Here is a 22,399-nt window from a genome sequence, read left to right as displayed (position 1 = left end):
ATAATCGTGACGCTTTCACGCATTCGGGGTGGCGTAGGTTGACGGTAGGGCCGCGGTCGGGGCCAGCAACCGCCCGCTACCGCACGTTATCGTCAAGGAACAAAGGCCGCGGGATGCGCGTTCGATAGGCCCTCACGTATTCCCGCCAACGAACGCGGCCGCGTCTGAAATCGGCCCGGTCACCGGGATGTGCACGCCACGCCCGGAACCCCGCGAAGGCACGTCGCATTCGGCCAGCAACACCCTCACGAACAGGAGCAGAGCATGGCAAAGATCGCATTTCTAGGCATGGGCGCGATGGGCTCGCGGATGGCGCGGACCCTTCTGGACGCGGGCCACGATCTTATCGTCTGGAACCGGACGCCGGAGCGCTGCGCGCCGCTGGTCGAGGCGGGGGCCACGCAGGCCGACACCCCGCGCGACGCCGCAGCACAGGCCGAATTCACGATCTCGATGCTGCGCGATACCGAGGTCTCGCGCGATGTCTGGTGCGACCCGGAAACCGGCGCTTTCGCCGGGCTTTCCGAAGATGCCATCGCGATCGAAAGCTCGACCATCACCCCGGAGGGGGCCGCGGAGCTTGGCAGCTACGCCACCGCGCAGCAGCGGCGCTTTGTCGAAGCGCCGGTCTCCGGCACGCTGCCGCAGGCGGAGAACGGTGTGCTGGTCTATTTCCTCGGCGGCGAGGCCGAGACCGCAGGCCGTGTGCATGACGTGCTCGAGCCGCTCGCCAAGGCGCAGCACCATGTCGGCACCTGGGGCATGGGCGCCCGGATGAAGCTCGCCACGAATGCGATGCTGGGCGTTCAGGTCGCCGCTTGGGCGGAGATCATTCCGATGTTGGAGCGCGGCGGCATGGATGTCGATCTTGCGCTGGAGGCGCTGTCTTCCACCCCGATCTGGACGCCGAACGCGCCCTATATCACCGGCACGATGCAGCGCTCGGATTTCACGCCGCAATTTCCGGTCGACCTGATCTCGAAGGACTTCCGCTATGCCATCGCCGAGGGCGGAGAAGCGCGGATGCCGATGACCGAGGCCGCGAAACGCCTCTTTGCGCGGGCCAGCGAGGCCGGTCATGGCGATGAGAACATGACCGGTGTCGTGCGGGTGAACCGCGACTGAGGCGCCCTCAGCCTGCCGATTGCGGGATCAGGATGCGGTCGAAGAAATCCGCGACCGTATCCACCGCATCGAGCGGCAAGACCTGCGCGACATATTGATCGGGCCGCAGCACCAGCAAGGCGCCCTGCGCCCGGTCGACGCCGCGCAGATCGAAGATGTCGGGGCCAGTGACGGCGGGGCAGAAGACCTTCTCGTATTCGACCAGCCCGTAGCGCCCCTTCTTGGGACGCAGGGGCGCGGGCAGCGCCTCGACGCGCATCTCGCGATGGGGCGTCTGAAAGACCGCGCGCAGGTCGATAACGCTGTCGATATCCGCGCCCTCGGGCGTGAAGCGGTGAATGAGCCCGTCCGGCTGATCGAGCCGGTCGCATAGCTGCGCGATCGCTCCGCCCGCCTCGCCGGTGTCACCCGTCGGCGCAAACGCCAGAAGCCGCCAGCGCCCATCCGCCTTGAACGCATGGCCCAGCTGCACCGGCTTCGCATCCGCCAAACGCACCACCGGCGCGGAGTGGAAGCGCTTGCCCACGACCTGCCCGGCGGCCAGCGCCTGATGCGCGGCGTCGCCAATCAGGAGCCCCGGCGCATATTGTGTCTCGACCCCGGCGGTATAGCGCCCGTGTTTCTGGAAATAGGCCTGAAACTGCGCCTCTTCCTCCTTGGTCTGCGGCTTCGCGCTGAACAGCCGCGCCATGTCGCGGTCGAAGTCGATCAGCTCTTGCGCCTTGGCCTGCCGCTCCGCCGAATAGGTCCGCAACAGCTCTGGCCGCGCCTGTCCGCGCAGCACGGCAGCCAGTTTCCAGCCGAGGTTGAACGTGTCGGCCATCGAGACGTTCATACCCTGCCCCGCCTTCGGGCTATGGGTGTGGCAGGCGTCGCCCGCGATGAAGATGCGCGGCTCGGTCACGCCGTCGCCGCCCCCGTCGCTGTCGTCGAACCCGTCACAGACACGCTGGCCGATCTCATAGGCCGACCACCATGCGACCTCCTTCACCTCCAGAGTGTAGGGGGAGAGGATCGCCTGCGCTTTCTCGATCAGCATCTCGGCGCTGACATTGCGATCCGCGGCGCGCTCGTCGCCATGCAGCGCGTCGAGCTCGATATAGAGCCGCACCAGATAGCCACCCTCGCGCGGGATGATGAGGATGCTGCCCTCGGTCGCCGACTGGATCGCCGCCTTGAGCCGGATATCGGGAAAATCGGTGACCGGCAGTACATCCATCACGCCCCAAAGCTGGCGCGCGGATTCGCCGTGCAATTCGTGCCCGATGGATTTGCGCACCGTGCTGCGCGCGCCGTCGCAGCCGACGACATAGCGCGCGCGGATCGTCTCGGTCTCGCCCGGCGCATCGAGGCAGTCGAATGTCGCGACCAGCGGATAATCGGGATCGTCGGTGCGGATGAGCGTGGTCAGCGCGCGGTCGTAATCCGGGGTCAGACGGCGTGCACCGTTTTGCATCTTCTCGAGGTAGAAATCATGGACCCGCGCCTGATTGAGGATGACATGCGGCATCTCGGACAGATCGTCGGCCACGTCCTGAATCCGGTCGGCGCGCTGCAGTCCCTCGCTTTGCGCACCGGGCCGCCAGAAGGCGACCTCGTTCACCCAATAGCCCTCTTTCATCACCTTCTCGGCGAAGCCGAAAGCCTCGAACATCTCGACCGAGCGGCAGGCGATGCCATCCGCCTGCCCGACTTCGAGCGGGCCGGGTTTGCGCTCGGTGATGCGCACGGAAATCTCGGGGAAGGCTGCAAGCTGCGCCGCAAGGGTCAGCCCCGCCGGGCCGCATCCGACGATGAGCACATCGACCGCGTCGAGCGCCTCCCCCGCCTGCGGATGACGCGGCGCGATGGCCGGATCGCCGGTAGTGAACCCGTTCAGATGAAACTGCATAGCGCGCCCTCCCAATTGATATGCATACTTACCATTACCGGAAAGGCTGGCGTCACGTCAATATGGTAAGTATACATATCGAATAGCACCCCAAACCGGAGCGCCCTCGATGAAACGCGATCTCGAAACCCTGCCCGGCCACCTGATCCGACGGCTGAACCAGCGCTCGACGGCGGTGTTTCAGAAGCGGATCAAGGACGCCCCGGTGGAACTGACCTCGGTGCAATTCGCAGCGCTCGACGCGCTGTCGCGTGAGCCGGGAATGGATCAGGCGCAGCTGGCATCACGCATCGCCTATGACCGCGCGACGATCGGGGATGTGGTGAAGCGGCTGGTGCAGAAAGGGCTTGTCGCGCGGGCCGTCAGCGAGACTGATCGGCGCGCCCGCAGCCTGCATCTGACGCCGGAAGGGGCAACTGCGCTGGAGGGCGCGCGGCCCGTGGTGACGCGGCTGCAGGCGGAAATCCTGGAAGGGTTGAGCGACGAGGAGGCCGCGCAATTCATCGCGCTTGCCCGCAAGGCGGTCGCCCCGCAGGACTGAAAAGGGAGGCGGATCGCGCCGCCTCCCTCCATATCTTTCCGTCCGGACGGGCTCAGCCCTTCTTCAGGTCGAGCTTGTCCATCGGCATCGAACGCACGCGCTGCCCGGTCAGCGCCGAGACCGCATTGGCAATCGCCGGCGGCACGGCGGGCAGCGGCGGCTCGCCCACGCCGCCCATCTTCGCGCCGCTCTCGATCACCTTCGCATGGATGCGCGGCGCACGCGCCCCACCGAGGATCGGGTAGTAGTCGAAGTTGCGCGCGGTCGGCTCGCCGTTCTTGTAGGCGACCTCTTCGATCAGCGCCTCGGAGGTGCCGAGCGTGGCCGCCCCCATGATCTGCGCCTTGATGATCGACGGATTCACGATGCTGCCCGGATCGAGCACGTCCCAGATGTCATGCACGACGATCTGGCCGTCCTGAATCGAGACTTCGGCAATCGCCGCCGCCTCGCTGCCGAAGGGCGACGCCATCGCGACACCGCGGGCGCGGCGGGTGCCGTCCTCGGCGTCGAAGGGCCCACGCTTCCAGCCGCCCGACAGATCGCCTACGGCTTTGAGCAGATTGGTCAGACGCTCGTTCCCTTCGAGCAGCTTCATGCGCAGCTCATAGGGGTCCTGCCCGCCCGCATCGGCCATCTCGTCGAGGAAGGCCTCATAGAAGAAGTCGTTCATCGAATGACCGACCGAACGCCAATAGGCGAGCGAGGTCGGGTTCTCGACATAGTTCTGCGCGATGCGGCGGTTCGGGATCGCGTAGCTCTTGCCGGTCAGCCCCTCGACAGCCATCGCATCGACCTTGTCGGGGTTATGGCCGTTGAGCGCCTCGGTCGGACCTTCACAGGCGGAGATCGCCTCGAGCGCCACCGGCATGCCCTGATCGTCCAGCGCACCGCGGAAACGCACCGCCGCCATCGGACGCAGCGGGTCGCGCAGGAATTCCTGCTCGCGCGTCCAGATCACCTTGATCGGCTTGCCGACCTCTTTCGCAAGCTGCACCGCCTGCGGGAAGGGGTTCGCCGCCGGATACAGGAAGTGCCGCCCGAAGAAACCGCCCAGCATCGGCGAGTTGACCTTCACCTGCTCGGGCTTGATGCCCGCCGCATCCGCGATCTGAGCCTGGAACTGCTCGGGCGCCTGATTGGGCAACCAGATGTCGAGCGAACCATCCTCGTTGAACCGCGCCAGTGTCGAGGCAGGCTCGATCTGGGCGTGGTGCAGGTATTGGCTCTGATAGGTCGCATCGACCGTCTTCGCAGCCCCGTCGAAGCCCGACGCGATGTCGCCTTCGCTCTCGGCCTCGGTGCCGTCGCCTTTTGTATTGGCCAGTTGCTTTGCGAACTCCTCGGTCGAGAAATCGGCGGGCATGTAGCGGATCTTGGACTTCTCCTCCTCGCTCGGCTCCTGCCAGTCGACCTTCGCAGCTTCGACCGCCGTCTTCGCATCCCAGAAGCGCTCGGCCACGACCGCAACAGCCCCGTCGAGCTTATGCACCGACATGACGCCGGCCATGCCCTTCACCTCATCGAGGTTGCTGATGTCGCCGGGCTTGAGGCCCAGACGTGGCGCGTGCTGGACGGCGGCGTGCAGCATCCCGTCGACCTTGGCATCCATCGCATAGATCGCCTTGCCGGTCGATTTCTCGTAGACATCGACGCGTTTCACCGGCTCGCCGATCCACTTGAAGTCTTTCGGGTCTTTCAGCGTCACGGAGTCGGGGCTCGGCACCTCCTGGTCGAGCGCATCGCCCGCCAGTTCGCCATAGCCCAGCGACTTGCCGGAGGCCTTGTGGACCACCTTGCCCGGCTCGGTCGAGAGGTCAGAGACCGGCGCGTCGAGCTTCTTCGCCGCCGCTTCCAGCATCATCTGCCGTGCCGCCGCACCGAGCTTGCGCATCGTGTCGTAGCTGGTGCGCACCGACATCGAGCCGCCGGTGATCCGCATCTTGCCATAGACCACGAGGTAATCGCTGCCCGCAGGCGCGTTCTCGACAATGAAGCTATCGGGGGCCACGTCCATTTCCTCGCCCACGATCTGCGCCATCGCGGTGAAGACACCTTGGCCGCCCTCGTTGAAGGGGCTCAGCAGGCGGACCTTGCCGTCTTTGCGCAACTCGAGGAAGGCCGGGACGTTGGCGCCGGGCGGCATGTCCTTCGCGGCGGCGGCGGACGCCTTGTTGGGCGCGACGCTCAGGCCGAAGCCCAGCACGAGCGAGCCCGCAGTGATGCCGGCCGAGGCCAGCAGGAAGCGGCGGCGCGAGACGTTCTCGGGCGCGCCGGTCGGGTAGCCGGGATCGGAGATCTTGGGATCGTGGTCGTTCATTGCGCGTCCCCCGCTTTCGCTGCATCGGTACCGGCAATCGAGGCGATCGTATCGTTGATCGCGTTATAGGTGCCGCAGCGGCACAGGTTGGTCATAGCTGCCGTGATGTCATCTTCGGTGGGCTTGTCGTTTTCCTTCAGCAGCGAGGTCGCCGCCATCACCTGACCCGACTGGCAATAGCCGCATTGCGGTACTTCCTTGTCGACCCAGGCTTCGACGACACGCTTGCCGACGGGGTCGTGCTCGATCTCTTCGATCGTGGTGACTTCGCTGTCGCCGACGGCACTGACGGGCAGGACACAGCTGCGCTGAACCGTGCCATCAAGCAGCACCGAACAGGCGCCGCATTGTGCGATCCCGCAGCCGAATTTCGTGCCGGTCATGCCGAGCTCATCGCGGATCACCCAAAGGAGCGGGGTATCCGGGCCGGACTGCACGTCGACGGACTTGCCGTTGATTTTCAATTTCATGAATTCCTCCTCGCCGTTTCATCGGTGAGCGCTCGCGCGGCGCTGGTTGGCCGCTCTCCACCTAGGGCACGAGTGGCGCGAGGCACTAAATTTTCGTGAAAACTTCGCGAGAAGATGGAACCGCCGGGGGTGCCGGCGCGTCAGCGCGGCGCGGCGCCCTGCCCTCGTGTCGATCCCGTGAAGGCAGGGAAACCGCGCACCGCGCCGGAGGTCTTTGGAAGTCCTGCGCTCAGCCGCGCCAGGTGCGGACCGGGCCGCAATCGACATGCACGAAATGCTCGCTCGGATAGTAGCCGACACCGCCGCCACGGATGCGCAGGGCCACTTTGTGCAGCGTGCTGGTCGAGACATGCGGATGCGTCAGATCGAGCGCCTCACCTCGCATGTGATAGCTATGCGTCGCGCCGTGCACGAGACGGTTCGTCTTGGGCGTGCGATAGCCCGACACCAGCATCAGCGGCGTGCTCTGCTCGAGCATGTTCTGCATATTGTAGGCGATATTGACCGTGCGGTTGTCGATCTTCACCTCTTTCTCCTGACGCCAGTCGCGGGCGATCCGGTAGAATTCGCGCATCGCGTCGTCGTCATACTGGCCCTTCGCGAAATAGACCGCGTCGAAATTCTCGTTGGTATGCGGATTGTGGAAGCGCAGGCGGCGCTCGTCCGTCTGGCCTGCCTGTGCCGGGGTGACGATGTAGGGGGTTGCGAGGGCGCCCGCCGCGCCCAGGAGAAACTCGCGACGGAGCAGTCCTGATGCCTTTGCCATGATAGATGTCCCTTCGAATGCGTGTCGAAGGGCGCAAATTCGAAATTTCGGGGACGAACAAAAGGGCCGCACTGGGTTCCATCGATGGAACCGGCAGCCAAATGCCGAGAGCTCAGCAGGGAGTTGCCGACAGACGCCCTCACCTCAAGGTCATCTGACCGGATGTTACCTCTTGAAACCCGCGCAGCCCTTGCAGGTCACGCAGGCGCGAGGGAGCACGAGGACGGCCTCACACACACGAGAGGCCGGATTTTGGCTTCCGGACACGTCACCGCACCTGAAACCACCACCCGATTCGCCCCGTGGAGACTTGGACCCCACGAAGACGCAGCAGCTTCTCGGCGCGCCTTTCGGTCACCGGTAAGTCTCGTCCAACGCCGAATGTCGACATGGGTTCCCGAAAAAATCGGCGCGCGTGTGGGATTGGTCGCAACCGCAAGCGGGGAACAGCGCGCAGCCGTGGGCGTTCGTCCCTGCGCGCCCGCCGCGCCCGCCCGTTCACCTCCGACCGCCGAAAGGATCGCATCCATGCCCGAGCACCCCACTCCGACCGAACGCGAGGCGATGGCCCGCTTGATCGCCAAGGCGAAAGAGGCCGCACAGGAGCCGGGCAAGGCGGGGATCGCCGCCGCGATCCTGCGCGACGGGGAGATCATCGCCGAGGGGGAGAACGAGGTGCATCTGAACTGCGACCCGACCCGCCATGCCGAAATCGTGGCGATCGCGAAAGCGACGCGGGCGCAGGACGACCCGTCGCTCGACGGCTGCGTGCTTTTGACGACGCTGCAGCCCTGCGAGATGTGCCTCTCGGCGGCACGCTTCGCCAGGATCAAGCGGATCATCTTCGGTGCGCAGAAGGAGAATGTCGCGGGGAAGTATTTCGTCTTTCCCGATTTGACGCTGACCGAATTCCGCGACGCAGGCGAAGCCTTCGAAGCGATCGGCGGCGTGCTGGAGGAGGATGTCGTCGCGCTTTATGTCGATGGCGAGGAGTGACGCCTCTGTAAGCTAAGCGGATAGCAAAAAGGCGAGGCCGAGCCCCGCCTTTTCCTTTGGTCTGTCTGACGCTCAGCTTAGCCGCTGATGCTTTTCGCCGAAGCCATGCCCGGCGCTTTCGATTCACCGCCCAGCTTGTCGCGGACCGCTTTCTCGATGCGCGCGCCGATATCGCCGTCGATGTTGCGCCAGTACTCGAACGCACGCTGCAAAATCTTCTCGCTCACACCGTCGCAGAGGTGACCGGTGACGTTGTTCACGAGACGCTCGCGCGCCGCGTCGTCCATCACGTCGCGCACCAGCGCGCCTGCCTGGCTCCAGTCGTCGTCATCCTCGCGCAGCGTATAGGCCTGACGGACCATCTCGCCATCGGAGTACCACAGACCGGCTTCGGATTCCTGCGGATGCGCTTCCGGGCCACCATAGGAGTTCGGGAAATAGACCGGATCCTCGGACTTGTTGACCCGCAGCGCGCCGTCCTTGGTATAGGCGTTCGTCTCGGCCTGCGGCTTATTCACCGGGATCTGCTTGTAGTTCACCCCGAGCCGCGCACGGTGCGCGTCGGCATAGGAGAAGCCGCGCGCCAGCAGCATCTTGTCGGGCGAGAGACCCACGCCGGGGACCATGTTGTTGGGCTCGAAGGCTGCCTGCTCGATTTCGGTGTGGAAATCGGTCGGGTTGCGGTCGAGCACCATCTTGCCAACCTCGATCAGCGGATAGTCCTTGTGCGGCCAAACTTTCGTCAGGTCGAACGGGTTGATGCGATAGGTCTTGGCATCCTCGAAGGGCATGATCTGGAAATAAAGCGTCCAGCTCGGAGCGTTGCCCTCGGAGATCGCGTTGAACAGGTCGCGGCGGTGATAGTCGCTATCGGCCCCCGCCATCTCGTCCGCTTCTTCCTGCGTGAAATGCGCGTTGCCGTCGCCCTGATCGGTCTTGAAGTGGAACTTCACCCAGAACATCTCGCCCGCCTCATTGACGAGCGAATAGGTGTGGCTCGAATAGCCGTTCATCTCGCGCCAGGTCCGCGGGATGCCGCGATCGCCCATCAGATAGGTGACCTGATGCGCGCTCTCGGGCGACAGGGTCCAGAAGTCCCACTGCATGTCGTGGTCGCGCAGACCGTTATCGGCACGGCGCTTCTGGCTGCGGATGAAGCTCTGGAACTTCAGCGGATCGCGCACGAAGAAGATGGGGGTATTGTTGCCCACCATGTCGAAGTTGCCTTCCTCGGTATACATCTTCACCGAGAAGCCGCGCGGGTCGCGCCATGTGTCGGGGCTGCCGCGCTCGCCTGCGACGGTCGAGAACCGCGCGACGATGTCGGTCTTCGCACCCGGCTGGAACACCTTGGCCTTGGTGTATTTCGAGACGTCGCCCGTCACAGTGAAATGGCCGAACGCGCCCGAGCCCTTGGCGTGGGGCTGACGCTCCGGGATGCGCTCACGATTGAAATTCGCCATCTGCTCGATGAGGTAGTGATCGTTCAGAACGATCGGACCGTCGGAACCGACCGTGAGCGAATGTTCGAGACTTTGGACGGGGGCGCCCCCGTCTGTGGTGGCGGGGCGTCCGCGCTTGTCGTTCGTCATGTCGGAACCTCAGATTTTGGAAAATATCGGTTCGGAAACGCAGGGGGCGTGGCGCAGTTCCTTGAAGTTTCCACGACTGAATTCACGGCTCCGATATGTCGATCGAAACGCGTGCGGCCCTTCCCCGAACCATTTCTTTGCACCGCATGCCCGGGAACCGTTTACGTTACGGCGCATTGAACCCGCTGGCGCGTCGCCGTTTCTTCCGAATGGAGCCTCCCCCTATGACCCCCAGTTCGCTGCGTTTCGATCCGTATGCGGGGCGACCCGATTCTCTTGGCGCGCGCGTCACCGGAGACGGTGTGAATTTCGCGATTTTCTCCGAAGAGGCCGAGAAGGTGGAGCTGTGCCTTTTCGACGATGAGGGCCAGGAGGAACTCGCGCGGCTGGAGATGCCGCAGCAGGAGGGCGGGATCTGGTTCGGCCATTTGCCCGGCGCGCAGGAGGGCCTCGCCTATGGCTACCGCGTCCACGGGCGGTTCGCCCCCGAAGAAGGGCTGCGCTTCAACCCGAACAAGCTGCTCCTCGACCCTTACGCGATGGCGATGCGGGGCTATCTGAAATGGGACGATGCGCTGTTCGGCTATCCCATTGGCGGCTCCGATCTGAAGCAGGACACCCGCGACTCCGCCCCGTTCATGCCGAAAGCCATCGTGGTCGATACCCAGTTCGACTGGGATCAGGATCAGGTGCTGCACCGCCCGTGGTCGGAAACCGTGATCTACGAGGCCCATGTGAAGGGGTTGACGATGCGCCATCCCGGCGTCGTGCAGGCCGATCGCGGGACCTTCCGCGCGCTCGCCTCGCCGCCGATCATCGACCACCTTCTGACGCTCGGCGTGACCACGATCGAGCTTTTGCCGATCCATGCCATCGTGCAGGACCGCCACCTGGTCGAGAACGGGCTGTCGAACTACTGGGGTTACAACTCGATCGGGTTCTTCGCGCCCAATCGCAGCTATCTGGCTGGCGAGGACGTGCGCGAAGTGCGCGCCGCGGTGAAACGCTTCCACGCCGCCGGGATCGAAGTGATCCTCGACGTGGTCTACAACCACACCGCAGAGGGTAACGAGCTCGGCCCGACGCTCAGCTTCAAGGGCATCGACAATCGCAGCTACTACCTGCTGTCACCGGAAAACAAACGCCACGGCTTCGACACGACCGGCACCGGCAACACGCTCAACGTCGCCCATCCGATGGTGCTGCGCCTCGTGATGGACAGCCTGCGCTACTGGGTGGAGGCGGTGCATGTCGACGGCTTCCGCTTCGACCTCGCCTCGACACTTGGCCGCGAACCCGACGGTTTCGAACGCGAGGGCGCTTTCTTCAACGCTATCCGGCAGGACCCGGTGCTGTCCGGCGTAAAGCTGATCGCCGAGCCGTGGGATATCGGTGAAGGCGGCTATCAGGTGGGCGGCTTTCCCTGGCCCTTCCGCGAGTGGAACGACAAGTTCCGCGATGACACCCGCGCGTTCTGGCGGCGCGATCCGGGGCTCTTGCCGAAAATCTCCCAGCGGCTGATGGGCTCGCCGGTGCAGTTCGACCACACGCATCGCCCCGCGACCTCTTCGATCAACTTCCTTGCTGCACATGACGGTTTCACGCTGTGGGATACGCTCAGTTACAACCACAAGCACAACGAGGCCAATGGCGAGGGCAATCGCGACGGTCACGACCATAACCTGTCCGACAATATGGGCGTCGAAGGACCGACCGACGATCCCGAGATCAACGCCGCCCGCCTGCGTAGGGCGCGCGCGATGCTGGGCTCGCTGATGGTCAGCCACGGCGTGCCGATGATCCTCGCAGGCGACGAGATGGGCCAGAGCCAGAACGGCAACAACAACGCCTATTGTCAGGACAACGAGACGACCTGGATCGACTGGGAGGGCGCGCGGACCGATCTGCGCGACAGCCTCAGCGCGATGGTCGCGTTCCGGCAGGACTGGCGCTACCACCTCGCTCCGCCCGCCTTCGCACCCAACGCCGCGACCCCGGTCAGCGATTGGTGGCACGCGTCGGGGCGGCAGATGAAGGATGGCGACTGGCAGGAAGCGGGGCAGTGCTGCGTCGGATTGCGGCACCGGTTGGCAGGCTACCCCGAGCTGCTGATCGTCGCCAATGCGGGCGACGCCTGCGAATTCACCCTGCCCGGCGACGGCTGGCACCATATCCTCGACACGACCCGGGACGATCCGCGCTGCGACGAGGCAGTCGACGGAGTGCAGTCGCTGCCGTGGCAATCGCTGCACGCGTTTTGCCGTGAGAGCGAAGCTGCGAGCGACGAGGGCGACGCGTGACGGCGGCAGGCGATCGGCGGCCCCTTCGCTGGGGCACGCATCCGGGGGCGGAGGGTGACTGGGACTTCGCCATCTGGGCCCCTGCCGCAAAACGCGCGGAGCTGGTGCTGGACGGATCGGCGCACGAGATGGGGCCAGTGGGCGACGGCGGCTGGCAGGTCTCCGTCGCGGCCCGCGACGGACTGCCCTACGCATTCCGCCTCGACGGCACCGACTACCCCGATCCCGCCGCGCGCCGCCAGCAAGGCGATGTTCACGGGCCGTCGCTGACCGTTGATCCGGCCCGTTTCGACTGGGGCGCGCCGTGGCAAGGGCGGCCATGGGACGAGGCGGTGATCCTCGAAATCCATATCGGCACCTTCACCCCCGAGGGCACGTTCGCTGCTGCCGCGGAACGCCTGCCCGAACTGGCAGGTCTCGGCATCACGGCTGTCGAGATCATGCCGGTCTCGCAATTTCATGGCGCTCATGGCTGGGGCTATGACGGGGTTTTGCTGCGCGCCCCGCATCCCGCCTATGGCAGTCCCGACGAGATGCGCGCCTTCATTCGCGCCGCGCAAAGCCACGGGATCATGGTGATCCTCGATTTGGTGCTGAACCATTTCGGCCCCTTCGGGAATTATCTCCACGCCTATGCGCCCCAGACATTCGGTGGGGAGGCCACGCCATGGGGCGATGCGATCGACTTCACGCGACCCGAGGTACGCGCGCTGCTGCGCGAGGCAGCGACGGGATGGATCGACGAGTATCGGCTCGACGGGCTGCGGCTGGATGCGGTCCACGCGATCCGCGATCCGTCCGAGCCGCATTTCCTGATCGAGCTTTTGCGAACGATCCGCGCACAGGATCGGGGCCGTCCGATCCACCTGATCCTCGAGGACGAGCGCAACCTCCCCGATCTGCGTGACGCCGGGTACGACGCGCAGTGGAACGACGATTGGCACAACGCGCTGCATGTCGCCCTGACCGGAGAGACGCAGGGCTATTACGAGGCCCATGCCGCCGACCCGTTCGGCGGTCTGGCGCGCGCGATGGCGCAGGGACAGGTAGAGGAAGGCCAGACCCGTTCCGATGGCACCAAGGCACGCGGCGCGCCCGCTGCCCATTTGCCATGGTCCGCTTTCGTGAACGCCAATCTCACCCATGACCAAGCGGGCAACCGCCCCGAGGGCGAGCGCCTCCTGAGCCTGATCGGCGATGAGGCGGGTGCGGTGATCCATGCGCTGTTGCTGCTGATGCCCTTCACGCCGATGCTGTTCATGGGCGAAGAGGTCGGCGCGACCGCCCCCTTTCCCTTCTTCGCCGATCCACCGCCGGACGCCGTCGCCGCACTGCGCGCGGGCCGGACGAAAGAGCTGCAAGCCATCGGCTACGACACGGGGGCGATGATCGACCCGGCTTCGCCCGAGACACCGCGCCTGTGCTACCCTTACCGCGACACCGGGCCCCGCGCGCAGGAGTGGCTGCGGCTGACTCGCGAACTTCTGAGCCTGCGCCGGGCGCATCTGCTGCCGCTTTTGCGCAGCGGTAAGCGCGGCCCCGGCGAGGTCACGCGCCACGGGGCGAAGGCCTTCCACGCGCGCTGGCCTTTCGCAGCGGGGACGCTCGATATTCTCGTCAGCCTCGGGGCACCCGCATCCAATGCGCCGCGCCGGGAGCCTGCGCTATTCTCGATGGGCGACCCGCGCCGGGACGCCTTCGCCATCGACATGAGGATTGAGTGATGCCCTCCGATCTGCCCGCTGCCACCGCCCGCCCCATGATCGCGACCTATCGGCTGCAATTGCGAAACGGCATCGACTTCGCGGCTGCGAAAACTTTCCTGCCCTATCTCGCCGACCTTGGCGTGAGCCATCTCTACCTGTCGCCGATCTTCACCGCGACAGAAGGTTCGACCCACGGATACGACGTGGCCAATCCGCAGGAGATCGACCCGGCGCTTGGCGGCGAGGAAGGGTTTCGAGGCCTCTCCGAGGCCGCGCAGGCGCTGGGGCTCTGCATCGTGCTCGACCTCGTGCCGAACCACACCGCACTCTCGCTCGACAATCCGTGGATGCGCGACGCGATGCGCCATGGCCCCGACAGCGCCTATGCCGATTACTTCGCGATCGACTGGTCGCAAAAACTGATCCTGCCTTTCCTGCCGGAGCCGCTCGACGACATGCTGGCGAGGGGCGAGCTGCGACTGACTGAGGATCACGGTGGCGCGGTGGAATGGGAGGGCGGCTGGCTGCCGCTCGCGCCCGGCACGGAGGCGCTGGGAGACATCGCTGCGGTCCTGACGCACCAGCACTGGCAGCTGCGCGACTGGACGCGCGAACGCGGCGCGCTCTCGCATCGGCGCTTCTTCAACGTCACCGGGCTGATCGGGATGCGCATCGAGGATCCGGCGGTATTCGCCGCGATGACGGAACTGCCTGCCCGACTGGTGCGCGAGGGGCTCGCCCACGCGCTACGGATCGATCACATCGACGGGCTGGCCGATCCCGCCACCTATCTGGAGCGGCTGCGCCAGACGGTCGGCGATGCGGTCCCGGTCTGGGTCGAGAAGATTCTGACCGACGATGAGGCGATGCCCGCCGGGTGGCAGACCGACGGCACGACCGGATACGAGGCCGGACGGCAAATTTGCTGTCTGCTGACCGAACCCGAAGGCTTCGCGCGGCTCGACGCACTTTGGCGCGACCGCACCGGCGGCTGCGACGATTACGAGACGATATGCCGCGAGGCGCGCGCGCAGGTGATCCCCGAAGACCTCGCGGCCGAGTTGCACCAACTGATCGACCTTGCGCAGGCGGCGCTCGTGGTGGATCGGCTCGACCCGCCGGATGCCGAGACGCTGCGCGAGGCGATGCTGGCGCTCCTGATCTTCTTCCCGCGCTATCGCAGCTATATCACCACGCCGCCCGCGACACCCGAGGACCGCGCCATCATTGAAGAGACGGTGGAAGCTGCGGCAGAGACATTGCCGCAACGCGAGGCGCTCGATCTGCTTGCCGGGCTGCTGCTCGACGGGAAGGATAAGCCGAGCCTCAAGTTCCGCATCCGGTTTCAGCAGGTGACGGGCGCGGTGGTGGCGAAGGCACAGGAGGACACCGCCTTCTTCCGCCACACCCGTTACCTCGCTGCCAATGAGGTCGGCGCGGAACCCGATACGCCGCTGCTCGACGCGGAAGGGCTCAACGCGTGGTTCTCCAGCGCGCAGGGCCAGCGAGATACGGCGCTGACGCTCACCTCGAGCCACGACACGAAACGCGCTGAGGATACACGGATGCGGATCGCTGCGATCTCGCACCATCCCGAGACCTTTGCCGATTTGTTCGATACCGCGATGCAAGACGCCGCACGCTCGGATGCCGGTTTCGTGTGGTATGCCACGCAGAGCCTTCTGGGCATCTGGGACGACCCCGCGCCCGGTCCGGAGCTGTGCGAGCGCCTGACCGAGCATCTGCGCAAAGCCCTGCGCGAGGGCGGGGAGATCACGCGCTGGTCCTTCCCCGACATCGAAGCCGAGGACGCCGCCTTGAACGCGGCGCGGCGGATTTGCGCGGCATGGGAGGCGCAGCCGCCAGCCGAACTCGCGCCGCTGATCGCGACGGGGCAGCGGCTGTCGCTGGTGCAACTGGCACTAAAGATGATGCTGCCCGGCATGCCCGACATCTACCAGCGCGGGGAGCGCGCCCTCTACGAATTGACCGATCCCGACAATCGCCGCCCTTTCGCTTTGCCGGAAACCCTGACGTCCTTCGAGCAGGCGAAATCGGACACAACGCGACACCTCCTGAAGCTGCGACGACAGGCGGAGGACGTGTTCCGCGCAGGCACCGCCGAGGCGGCAGAGCGTGACGGTATCTTTACGCTCACCCGTCGCGCGGGCGGGCGCGAAATCACCCTGCGCTTCCGTCGTGACCTTCGCGATCTCAGCGATGGCGCGCTCTTCGAGATTCGCGATTCGGCGGCAGAGGACACTGCCGCCCGCCTCGCATTTCCGCCGCCTGCCTAATTGATCGGCGGATTGGCGCGACCTGCTTTTTGACACATCGTCCGAGACCGCCCCCTAGACTCAAAGGGTTATCGGGAAGCTCTCGAAACGGTCAAAAAACACACGCGAAAATCTTACCGCGAACCGGCGGAAATCCGGGAACTGCGGACCCGTTTCATGGCTTTCATTTTTGAAAAGCGTTAAGCTTATTCATGTCGCAGCGTCACGGGGGAGGAACTCTGATGCTGGCTCAGAAACGACCCAATTTATTGAACGGCTGTCTTCCAATGGTCTTGGCCGGTGGACGCGGAAAGCGTCTGTACGAGCTGACCGAGGAGAGTTGCAAACCTGCCCTGCCCTTCGGCGCTGGCGGCCAGAGATTGGTGGATTTCACCCTTGCTTCGCTGCGTGCTGCCGGATTCACACGGGCGATCATCGCGACGCAATATCGTCCCGCGCCGCTGATCCGGCATCTGCGCGACAAATGGGCGGTTGCCTTCACAGACGGGCTGCTCATCCGCGATGCGACGCGGCTCTCGCGCGGCGGCTATCGTGGCACGGCCCATGCGCTTCTCGCCAATCTCGACCTGCTCGAGCGCGAAGGCGTGAGCGACGTTCTGGTGATGCCCGCCGATCAGATTTGCGACATCGATCTGCGTCCGTTCATCCAGCGCCATCGTCTGAGTGATGCACCCGCGACGCTGGTCGCCGCAACGCTTTCATCCTCGGATGCGGAGCATCATTCGGTGCTGGAGGTCGCGCGAGACGGGCATGTCAGCGCGCTCACCCATCGCCCGAGCGCGCCCGCCGAGATCGGCGACAGCTCGGGTCGCAGCCTGGTTGCCACGGGCATTTATCTTTTCAAGACAGCGTGGCTTCGCAAGGAACTCCCGGAGCTGTCGCGGGGCCGGTTTGATATTTCGATCGAGGCCGACCTGCTGGAAGCCGCGCTGCGCGAGAAGGCCCTGCAAGTCTACCGTCTGCCGCGCAGCGACACCGGCCGCGAAGCCTATTGGCGCGATATCGACACGCTCGACGACTATCGCTCAGCGCTTCTGGATTTCGCGGCCCCACAAGGCGGCACGGCACGGGGAAGCCCGCCGCTGAACTGCCTGCATCTCGAGGCGCAGCCGGGCGTCATCGGGGTCGGACGGCGCTCCGCGTTGACGGCAAAAGGGGCCGTCTCGCGCGATTGCCACCTGACCGATACGCTGCTGGCACCCGATGTCTCGCTGCCAGCCGGAACGATCGTGGAAGGAATCGGACGCACGAATATGCAATGGTTCCGCCGCAGCGGCGACACCAACCTGATCACGCAGGCGATGGTTGATCGCTCCAGAGAGCGGCTGCACTAGCTGCCAATTCCGAGACGCTTTCGGGCGCGGACCTTCAGCGGTCCGCGCCTTTTTCATTCCAGCGCTATTCCACCGCCAGCCTGACACCGACCTCTGCCGCCGGCAGATCGTCCGGCGCGAAATCGACCTCGGGCGCGGGCTCAGAAAGCCCCGCCATGCACATGCGATAGAGCTCTTCGTAGCGGTCTACCATTCGCTCCACCCCGAAACGGGCGACCGCCCGGTCGCGCACGAATTGTCGGTCGCAGGTCATTGCCTTGCGTGCAGCATTCGCGAGCGCGGACACGTCGCCTGTGGGAACGATCACGCCCGCCTCGCCCACGACCTCGCGCACCGCGCCGGAATCGAAGGCAGCGACGGGCACACCGCAGGACATCGCCTCGGCTGCGGCGAGCCCGAAGGGTTCATCCCAGACCGGCGTGAAGAAGCAGACCGACGCCCTGGCGACCTCGGCGCTCAGTTCCTCCGCCGTCAGATTGCCCCCATAGGTGATCTGCGACCCGAGATAGGGGGCGATGGTGTCGTCGAAATACGCACGATCCTCGATTGGCCCGTAAATCCGCAGCGGCAGCTCCGCGATCCGCGCGGCCTTCACGGCCTCGGCGGTGCCCTTGTTGGGAGTGATGCGCCCGAACCAGACCGCCGAGCCATCGGCATGAGGGCAGAAGCCCCAGACGCCGGTATCGATCCCGTTCGGTACGACATGGAAGGACAGGTCGCAGTCGGGCTTGGCCCAACGCTCGCGCTGCGCCCCCGTGCAGACGGTGAAACGACACCATGGCGCGCGGGCATCGTGGACGGCGTCGCGCAGCGTCTCGAGGGGCGGCACATGCAGGGAGGTCAGCATCGCGATCCGCTCCCGCCGCGCCAACCGCGGCGGATAGCGGTGCAGTGAATTGTTGTGAATGATGTCGAAGCCCCCCGTCTCCAACTTCTGCAGGATGCCCGCGAAGGCACCGTCGAGATGGGTATCGGGCACATCGGACTCGCGGCCGCCTTTCGACGGATATGCGCTGTCGACATGCTTCTCCGTGACCGGATACAGCTCCACCCCTTCGGGCGGCTGACTGTCGCCCGACGCAAACAGTGTCACCTCATGCCCTCGCGCGACGAGGGCGCCTGCGAGCGCGTAGGAATGAGCCTCCATCCCACCCATGAAGGGCGCCGAAATGGGGTGACGAATTGGGGAAATGATAGCGATGCGCATGTGCCTCCCTTCCCGGAAACGCATGGGCTCCGGGCGATGAACGGGCTGTTTCGGTAATGGGACTTCAATCGTATCGTGTAGGGGAACCAATGGGTGCGACGCTTGTTCCTGCATCGCGGAGCCGATCGTGCAGAAAGTCTCGGCTGTTGCCCGATTTCCCCCCGGGGGTCGCGCGCGTCAGTACCCGTCGAGCGGCAGCTTCATGTCGATGATGAGCCAGCCATCCTCATAGCGGCGCTCTTTCTCCGCGCGCAGTTGCATCGCCGAGGCGAGGATCAGGCGCGAGCCGAAGCCTTGTTCGGCGGCTGCGTCGTAATCCGGGACCTGCTCTTTCCAGGTGAGGTGGACGCCGTTCTCATAGGGCTCCCACGTCACTTTGATCTGGCCGTCCACGGATCTCAGCGCGCCGTATTTGGCGGAGTTCGTCACCCATTCATGCAAGATCAAGGCCAGCGAGGTCAGCGCCCGCGCGGGGATCATCACCTCTGCGCCAGACAGCAGAATGGTTTGCTCGGCGCGCGCAGGCGCAAGCACCCGCTCCAACAGCCCGCCGAGCGCGACCGGCTGCGTGCTGTCCGTTCGCAGCATCATGGAATGCGCGCGATCGAGGGCGGTTACGCGGCCGCGCAACTCGTCCAGCATCTCCTCCTTGGTTTCGCTCGCGCGGGCCGCGCTGGAAATCATTGCGGAGACGAGCGCGAAGAGGTTCTTGATGCGGTGGTTCATCTCGGCGAGGTGCAGCTCGCGCTCGGCCAGCAACTCCTGCTCGGAGGTGATGTCGAAGCTGACCCCGATGACTTTGCGCTGGCCCGCCTGCGCGCGGTATTTTCCGACGCCACGGATCCAGCGCTGCTCGCCGGAAGGAAGGGTGATCCGGAAGATCTCGTCATAGAGGTCGCCCTCGCTCACGGCGCTGTCGAGCGCCTCGAAAACGCGCGCGCGATCTTCTTCGACAACCCGCGTCCGCACTGCGTCCTGCAAGTCCATCTCTCCCTCGGAGATGTCGAAGAGCAGACGACACGGCTCGTCGATTACCAATCGGCGCGCCTCGACCGAGAATTCCCAGCGGCCGATCCCGGCAATGCCGAATGCGTCCTCGAGGCCGATGGGGGGAAGCGACATGCTGGGGAAACCTCGGTACTGACGATGTGCGGGGGAGGATGAGCGGGGCGCGGAGCCGAATGGCCCGGCCCGACACAGTGACCTTTCCCCCGACCGAGTCAACTGCTGTAAACCGCCAGCCCCCGTCACCTATGCCCCCGGCACAGCTCAGACTTCCTGAGGTTTCTGATGCTTCTTGGTCTCTCCGCGACGACGGCGCGCAACGGCCTCAACTCAGGCTCAGCCCCGGAGGCTTAGACCGCCGCGAAAAGCGGTGCTCCGATATAGGACCCTTTCGGCGCGGCAGGCGGCACCCAGAACAGTCCCGACCCGGTGTGGGAGATGTATTCATTCAGCAGATCCGACGCGCCGAGCCGCCGTTGCAGCGCCTCGAAATGCGCGGGATCGTTCTGGTAGCTGATAAAGAACAGCCCCGCATCGAGCCGTCCGACCGCATTCAGCCCGCCGGTGAAGTTGTAGCCGCGCCGCAGGATGCGGATGCCGTCATTGGTTTCATGCGCCGACAGTCGAATATGCGCATGCGTCGGGATGACCGGCTCGCCTTGCGCGTTCTTCGCCTTGAAATCGGGCGTGTCGAATTCGTTCTCGCCGGTCAGCGGCGCGCCCGTGAGTTTGTGCCGCCCGAAGACGTCGTTCTGGTGACTGACCTGCGCGTTGTCCCAGTTCTCGATATGCATCTCGATCCGGCGCATCACCTGATAGGTGCCGCCGTGCTGCCATTCGGGCCCGTCATTGGCCCAGACATGCTGTGCGAGCTGCTCTGGCGTGGTGATGTTGCGGGTGCCGTCGCGATAACCGAAGAGGTTGCGCGGCGTCTCCTGCCCTGCCCCGGCCGAGGCGCGCCCGAAGCCGAGCTGGGTCCAGCGCACCGTCGCGGCGCCTGTGCGTTTCGCGATCCGCGCGAGGATGCGCACCGCGTGATAGGCGACCTGCGGATCGTCGGCGCAGGCCTGCAGCGAGAGATCGCCACCGCTGATCTCGGGGCGCAGCGCGTCCGAAGGCAGATCGGCCAGCGGGCGCAGATGCGGCGGGGCCTTCGCCGCCAGTCCCATCTCGTTGGAGAAGACGCGCGGGCCGAGGCCCACGGTCACCGTCAGCCCCGCCGGGCCAAGCCCGAGCGCCTCGCCGGTCTCGAGCGCGGTGGCCGTGTCGCGGTCGGGCTCTGCCGGACCGACCGGCTGCCCTTCCATCATCAGCCCGATCGAGGCCGACCAGCGCGCGAGCAGCACTTGCAGCGCGCGCGGATCGGTCCCGGTCAGGTCGAAGGCCATGGCCATCAGATGCTGCTGCGGCGGCGTGGCGATCCCGGCCTGCGGCCCGGTGCCGTAAAAGGCGTAGCGCCTCTGGTCCGGATCGGACATGGCGTCGGGCGCAACCTTGCCGGTCTCCGCCGCCTGCCCCGCCGTGGCGATAGTGCCGCCGAGCGCTGCCGCGCCCAGAAACAGCCCACGCCGTGACAGTCCTGCCGGTTTATCGTCTTGCCCGCGCATCATGGCCTCCTTCGTCTTCAGCTTGCCGTGGCGACTTTTTCGGCGATCCGCGACAGCGGCTCCTGCAGCATCTGGATCGCACGGCTCAGCTTCACCGCGTCGGATTTGCGCAGCTCGGCATCGTAGATTTTGTAGCCGCCCAGAGCGTCGGCATCGCGGTAGTCTTCGAGCATCGTCTGCACATCCGCAAAGCGCTGCGCGATGGTCTCGGCCACGTCCGGATCGATCCGCTTCAGCCCCGGCTCGAGGAAGGCGAAGGCCTGTTGCGCGCCTTCGATATTGGCCGCGAAGTCCACGAGGTCGATATGGCTATAGGCCTCTTCCTCGCCGCTGATCTTGCCGCTTTGCACTTCTTCCAGAAGGGCCGCCGCGCCGTTCGCGAGATCTTCGGGGCGATACTCGATCCCGCCGGACAGATCGGCGAGCATCTTGACGTTCTTCACCAGTTCCGCCGCATAGGCCTTGGTCTCGTCGGTGATCTCGCCTTTCTCGAACAGGTCGCGCTCCACCGCGTGGAAGCCGTGCCAGCCGACCGCCGGGTCGAGGTTCGAGGCGCGCATGTCGATCAGGTAATCGAGGTTGCCCGAGTTGTCGGTCGGGTCGGTGCCGGGCAGGACGAAGCCTTCGACGTCGGGCTCGATCCGCTCGTAGAACGGACGGGCTTGCGCATAGGCCGCCTTCGCGCCCTCCACGTCGCCTTCGTCCACTTTCGCGGCGAGGCGTTCGCTTGCGGTCACCATCGCGCCGACCATGCCTTCGACGTAGTTGGCATAGCCTGCGGTGCCTTCGTCCAAGAGATCGCCGATCGCGCTTTGCGCGCGCTGCTTGCTCTCGCCGGTCACGGTGAAGGCTACGGTGTCTTCAGCTGCGCCCGGGCAATAGATGCGATAGTCGCCACCGTCGAGCGTAACGGTGAAGCTCGACGCGGGCAGACCGGGGGCGAGGTTCTCTTTCTCGCCGAGAATGCGGCTGTCCGAGAGCAGCTCCAGCTCGGAGATCGCGGGGGCGGATTCATTGGTCACCGTGAAGGTGATCGGCCCTGCCGCCGCGCTGTCGTGATCGAGGACACATGCGCCGCCATCGTCGCCGGTCAGCGTGATCGCGACCTGCGCGGCCCCGTTATTCATCGGCGCATCGGCCAGTGCGGGCTGCGCGAAGAACGCGGTTGCGGCGAGAAGGGGGACAGCGCGGCGGCGCGCGCGGGACGACATGTTCATTGTCAGGCTCCTGTATTTGCTCTGC

General features: G+C 65.4%; 16 protein-coding genes. 7 read left to right on the top strand and 9 right to left on the bottom strand.

All coding sequences use genetic code 11. The features are described 5' to 3' along the window. The first annotated feature begins 264 nt into the window (after positions 1-264). Positions 265-1,125 (top strand): NAD(P)-dependent oxidoreductase, encoded by an 861-nt coding sequence (locus BMI88_RS02935; protein WP_078545907.1) that lies wholly within the window; start codon positions 265-267, stop codon positions 1,123-1,125. A 7-nt stretch (positions 1,126-1,132) separates the two neighbouring features. On the opposite strand, the gene BMI88_RS02930 is transcribed toward BMI88_RS02935, so the two are convergent. Then, positions 1,133-3,016 (bottom strand): FAD-dependent monooxygenase, encoded by a 1,884-nt coding sequence (locus BMI88_RS02930; RefSeq protein WP_078545905.1) that lies wholly within the window; start codon positions 3,014-3,016, stop codon positions 1,133-1,135. Positions 3,017-3,125: 109 nt separating this feature from the next. On the opposite strand from BMI88_RS02930, the gene BMI88_RS02925 reads away from it, so the two are divergent. Next, positions 3,126-3,557 carry a MarR family transcriptional regulator gene (locus BMI88_RS02925; protein WP_078545903.1) on the top strand — a complete coding sequence of 144 codons (432 nt, stop codon included), beginning with the start codon at positions 3,126-3,128 and terminating at the stop codon, positions 3,555-3,557. Between the two features lie 52 nt (positions 3,558-3,609). On the opposite strand, the gene BMI88_RS02920 is transcribed toward BMI88_RS02925, so the two are convergent. The 3 genes from BMI88_RS02920 to BMI88_RS02910 form a co-directional block, all read right to left on the bottom strand. Further along, positions 3,610-5,877 carry a molybdopterin cofactor-binding domain-containing protein gene (locus BMI88_RS02920; protein WP_078545901.1) on the bottom strand — a complete coding sequence of 756 codons (2,268 nt, stop codon included), beginning with the start codon at positions 5,875-5,877 and terminating at the stop codon, positions 3,610-3,612. Then, entirely contained in the window at positions 5,874-6,347 is a 474-nt protein-coding gene (locus BMI88_RS02915) for a (2Fe-2S)-binding protein (protein ID WP_078545899.1), read from the bottom strand. The genes BMI88_RS02920 and BMI88_RS02915 overlap by 4 nt, the downstream gene beginning before the upstream one ends. A 229-nt stretch (positions 6,348-6,576) precedes the next feature. Beyond that, positions 6,577-7,113: a DUF882 domain-containing protein gene (locus BMI88_RS02910; protein ID WP_078545886.1), complete on the bottom strand. Its 537-nt coding sequence runs from the start codon at positions 7,111-7,113 to the stop codon at positions 6,577-6,579. 528 nt (positions 7,114-7,641) lie between these two features. Between BMI88_RS02910 and BMI88_RS19690 the strand changes: the two genes are divergently transcribed. Then, positions 7,642-8,109: a nucleoside deaminase gene (locus tag BMI88_RS19690; RefSeq protein ID WP_168173935.1), complete on the top strand. Its 468-nt coding sequence runs from the start codon at positions 7,642-7,644 to the stop codon at positions 8,107-8,109. Positions 8,110-8,186: 77 nt separating this feature from the next. Here the strand turns inward: BMI88_RS19690 and BMI88_RS02900 are convergent, their stop codons facing one another. Next, complete coding sequence (locus tag BMI88_RS02900) at positions 8,187-9,701, bottom strand: catalase (protein ID WP_078545881.1); 1,515 nt, start codon at positions 9,699-9,701, stop codon at positions 8,187-8,189. A 224-nt stretch (positions 9,702-9,925) separates the two neighbouring features. Here BMI88_RS02900 and glgX point away from each other — a divergent pair, with 224 nt between their 5' ends. From glgX to BMI88_RS02880, 4 genes are all read left to right on the top strand, one after another. After that, positions 9,926-12,001: a glycogen debranching protein GlgX gene (glgX, locus tag BMI88_RS02895; RefSeq protein ID WP_146673454.1), complete on the top strand. Its 2,076-nt coding sequence runs from the start codon at positions 9,926-9,928 to the stop codon at positions 11,999-12,001. Further along, positions 11,998-13,725 (top strand): malto-oligosyltrehalose trehalohydrolase, encoded by a 1,728-nt coding sequence (gene treZ, locus BMI88_RS02890; protein ID WP_078545877.1) that lies wholly within the window; start codon positions 11,998-12,000, stop codon positions 13,723-13,725. Before glgX ends, treZ begins: the two co-directional genes overlap by 4 nt. Continuing rightward, a complete protein-coding gene (gene treY / locus BMI88_RS02885; protein ID WP_078545875.1) occupies positions 13,725-16,004 on the top strand; it encodes a malto-oligosyltrehalose synthase in 2,280 nt (759 codons plus the stop codon). The genes treZ and treY overlap by 1 nt, the downstream gene beginning before the upstream one ends. A 266-nt stretch (positions 16,005-16,270) precedes the next feature. Beyond that, the gene (locus BMI88_RS02880) at positions 16,271-17,338 is read left to right on the top strand and encodes a sugar phosphate nucleotidyltransferase (protein ID WP_168173934.1); all 1,068 of its coding nucleotides are present in this window, start codon (positions 16,271-16,273) and stop codon (positions 17,336-17,338) included. Positions 17,339-17,402: 64 nt separating this feature from the next. Here the strand turns inward: BMI88_RS02880 and BMI88_RS02875 are convergent, their stop codons facing one another. From BMI88_RS02875 to efeO, 4 genes are all read right to left on the bottom strand, one after another. After that, entirely contained in the window at positions 17,403-18,485 is a 1,083-nt protein-coding gene (locus tag BMI88_RS02875) for a glycosyltransferase (RefSeq protein WP_246831836.1), read from the bottom strand. Positions 18,486-18,722: 237 nt separating this feature from the next. After that, a complete protein-coding gene (locus tag BMI88_RS02870; protein ID WP_078545869.1) occupies positions 18,723-19,667 on the bottom strand; it encodes an HWE histidine kinase domain-containing protein in 945 nt (314 codons plus the stop codon). A 233-nt stretch (positions 19,668-19,900) separates the two neighbouring features. Then, the gene (locus BMI88_RS02865; protein WP_078547256.1) at positions 19,901-21,157 is read right to left on the bottom strand and encodes a Dyp-type peroxidase; all 1,257 of its coding nucleotides are present in this window, start codon (positions 21,155-21,157) and stop codon (positions 19,901-19,903) included. A 17-nt stretch (positions 21,158-21,174) separates the two neighbouring features. Beyond that, the gene (gene efeO / locus BMI88_RS02860) at positions 21,175-22,374 is read right to left on the bottom strand and encodes an iron uptake system protein EfeO (protein WP_210401996.1); all 1,200 of its coding nucleotides are present in this window, start codon (positions 22,372-22,374) and stop codon (positions 21,175-21,177) included. Between the last annotated feature and the right edge of the window lie 25 nt (positions 22,375-22,399).

It is taken from the genome of Thioclava sp. F36-6, from assembly GCF_002020305.1.
Taxonomy (GTDB): domain Bacteria; phylum Pseudomonadota; class Alphaproteobacteria; order Rhodobacterales; family Rhodobacteraceae; genus Thioclava; species Thioclava sediminum.
Note: the sequence above shows the minus strand (reverse complement) of the source record. Positions and strands in the feature narration are given on the sequence as shown.

Bases quoted from the DNA above. Each gene is read 5' to 3' on its own strand.
- BMI88_RS02920 (WP_078545901.1), bottom strand. From the start codon at position 5,877: ATGAACGACCACGATCCCAAGATCTCCGATCCCGGCTACCCGACCGGC.
- BMI88_RS02875 (WP_246831836.1), bottom strand. From the start codon at position 18,485: ATGGAGGCTCATTCCTACGCGCTCGCAGGCGCCCTCGTCGCGCGAGGG.
- BMI88_RS02910 (WP_078545886.1), bottom strand. From the start codon at position 7,113: ATGGCAAAGGCATCAGGACTGCTCCGTCGCGAGTTTCTCCTGGGCGCG.
- BMI88_RS02870 (WP_078545869.1), bottom strand. From the start codon at position 19,667: ATGTCGCTTCCCCCCATCGGCCTCGAGGACGCATTCGGCATTGCCGGG.
- treY (WP_078545875.1), top strand. From the start codon at position 13,725: ATGCCCTCCGATCTGCCCGCTGCCACCGCCCGCCCCATGATCGCGACC.
- BMI88_RS02930 (WP_078545905.1), bottom strand. From the start codon at position 3,016: ATGCAGTTTCATCTGAACGGGTTCACTACCGGCGATCCGGCCATCGCG.
- glgX (WP_146673454.1), top strand. From the start codon at position 9,926: ATGACCCCCAGTTCGCTGCGTTTCGATCCGTATGCGGGGCGACCCGAT.
- BMI88_RS02925 (WP_078545903.1), top strand. From the start codon at position 3,126: ATGAAACGCGATCTCGAAACCCTGCCCGGCCACCTGATCCGACGGCTG.
- BMI88_RS02880 (WP_168173934.1), top strand. From the start codon at position 16,271: ATGGTCTTGGCCGGTGGACGCGGAAAGCGTCTGTACGAGCTGACCGAG.
- BMI88_RS19690 (WP_168173935.1), top strand. From the start codon at position 7,642: ATGCCCGAGCACCCCACTCCGACCGAACGCGAGGCGATGGCCCGCTTG.
- BMI88_RS02915 (WP_078545899.1), bottom strand. From the start codon at position 6,347: ATGAAATTGAAAATCAACGGCAAGTCCGTCGACGTGCAGTCCGGCCCG.
- efeO (WP_210401996.1), bottom strand. From the start codon at position 22,374: ATGAACATGTCGTCCCGCGCGCGCCGCCGCGCTGTCCCCCTTCTCGCC.
- BMI88_RS02900 (WP_078545881.1), bottom strand. From the start codon at position 9,701: ATGACGAACGACAAGCGCGGACGCCCCGCCACCACAGACGGGGGCGCC.
- BMI88_RS02865 (WP_078547256.1), bottom strand. From the start codon at position 21,157: ATGCGCGGGCAAGACGATAAACCGGCAGGACTGTCACGGCGTGGGCTG.
- BMI88_RS02935 (WP_078545907.1), top strand. From the start codon at position 265: ATGGCAAAGATCGCATTTCTAGGCATGGGCGCGATGGGCTCGCGGATG.